Source organism: Milkweed yellows phytoplasma str. MW1, from assembly GCF_000309485.1.
Classification (GTDB): Bacteria; Bacillota_I; Bacilli_A; order Acholeplasmatales; family Acholeplasmataceae; genus Phytoplasma.
The window spans coordinates 1-1131 of sequence record NZ_AKIL01000150.1; the positions used below are offsets into that span (position 1 = coordinate 1).

Below are 1131 nucleotides of genomic sequence, written 5' to 3' on the forward strand. Positions count from 1 at the left end.
TGACTTGTAATCAGTAGGTTGCGGGTTCGATTCCTGTTTTTGGCACCATTATGAGGCCCGTTAGCTCAGTTGGTAGAGCACTTGACTTTTAATCAAGGTGTCAAAGGTTCGAGTCCTTTACGGGTCACCATTTTATTTAATTTTTAGACAAATATAAACGAAAAATTAATTTGGCTTATTTGCCTGAATGGTGGAACAGGTAGACACGTGGGACTTAAAATCCCATGGTTTTAGAGCCGTGCCGGTTCAAGTCCGGCTTCAGGTACCATTAAAAAAAGGGGTTTTAGCTCAGTTGGTAGAGCGCCTGTCTTGCACACAGGAGGTCAGCGGTTCGAATCCGCTAAGCTCCACCAACATTAATATTAATAATTTCAAAAATTAAAAATTAAAACACAAAATTTAAATAAAGGCGGTGTAGCTCAGCTGGCTAGAGCACATGGTTCATACCCGTGAGGTCGAGGGTTCAAGTCCCTCTGCCGCCACCATCGTATGGACCTGTAGCTCAGTTGGTCAGAGCCACCGGCTCATAACCGGTTGGTCGTAGGTTCGAATCCTACCGGGTCCACCATAAATTTAATTAAAATTTTGTTATAATTATTTTTTGGAGGAATACCCAAGTCCGGTTGAAGGGGCCAGTCTTGAAAACTGGAAGGTCTGAAAGGACGCGGGGGTTCGAATCCCTCTTCCTCCGCCAATATTTAAAAATAATTTTTTATAAATATTTACCAATAACTTATATTATAATTTTTATGATTTAAGTTGAGATCGCGGGATAGAGCAGTTTGGTAGCTCGTCGGGCTCATAATCCGAAGGCCGTAGGTTCAAATCCTACTCCCGCAACCAAAAAGGTCCGGTGGTGTAGTGGTTAACATGCTTGCCTGTCACGCAGGAGATCGCGGGTTCAATCCCCGTCCGGACCGCCAAGTAAATAGTAAACAATATTTGGCTCTGTAGCTCAGTCGGTAGAGCAGTGGCTTGAAGAGCCTCGTGTCGGCAGTTCGATTCTGCCCGGAGCCACCATTGATTATATTTCAAATTAATTTTTTTTAAACAAAATTTACTTTTTTTCAATTTTTTTCTTTCTAATTTTTAATTTAATAAAATGTAGCAGATCGGAAGAGCGTCGTGTAG

Annotated in this window: 9 tRNA genes; all 9 read left to right on the plus strand. The window is 42.0% G+C overall.

The annotated features are described in order from the left end of the window. Window positions 1-54: 54 nt before the first annotated feature. The 9 genes from RI76_RS02675 to RI76_RS02715 all read left to right on the plus strand — a co-directional run bounded on the left by RI76_RS02675 (window position 55) and on the right by RI76_RS02715 (window position 1020). Window positions 55-130 (plus strand) — tRNA-Lys (locus RI76_RS02675). A 51-nt stretch (window positions 131-181) separates the two neighbouring features. Then, window positions 182-268: transfer RNA gene (locus RI76_RS02680), tRNA-Leu, on the plus strand. A gap of 9 nt (window positions 269-277) precedes the next feature. Beyond that, window positions 278-353 (plus strand) — tRNA-Ala (locus tag RI76_RS02685). 55 nt (window positions 354-408) lie between these two features. After that, window positions 409-485 (plus strand) — tRNA-Met (locus RI76_RS02690). A gap of 6 nt (window positions 486-491) precedes the next feature. Beyond that, window positions 492-568, plus strand: a tRNA-Ile gene (locus tag RI76_RS02695). 35 nt (window positions 569-603) lie between these two features. Continuing rightward, window positions 604-694: transfer RNA gene (locus tag RI76_RS02700), tRNA-Ser, on the plus strand. Between the two features lie 72 nt (window positions 695-766). Then, a tRNA-Met gene (locus RI76_RS02705) sits at window positions 767-843 on the plus strand. Window positions 844-847: 4 nt separating this feature from the next. Further along, window positions 848-923, plus strand: a tRNA-Asp gene (locus tag RI76_RS02710). A gap of 21 nt (window positions 924-944) precedes the next feature. Continuing rightward, window positions 945-1020, plus strand: a tRNA-Phe gene (locus RI76_RS02715). The last annotated feature ends 111 nt before the right edge of the window (window positions 1021-1131 follow it).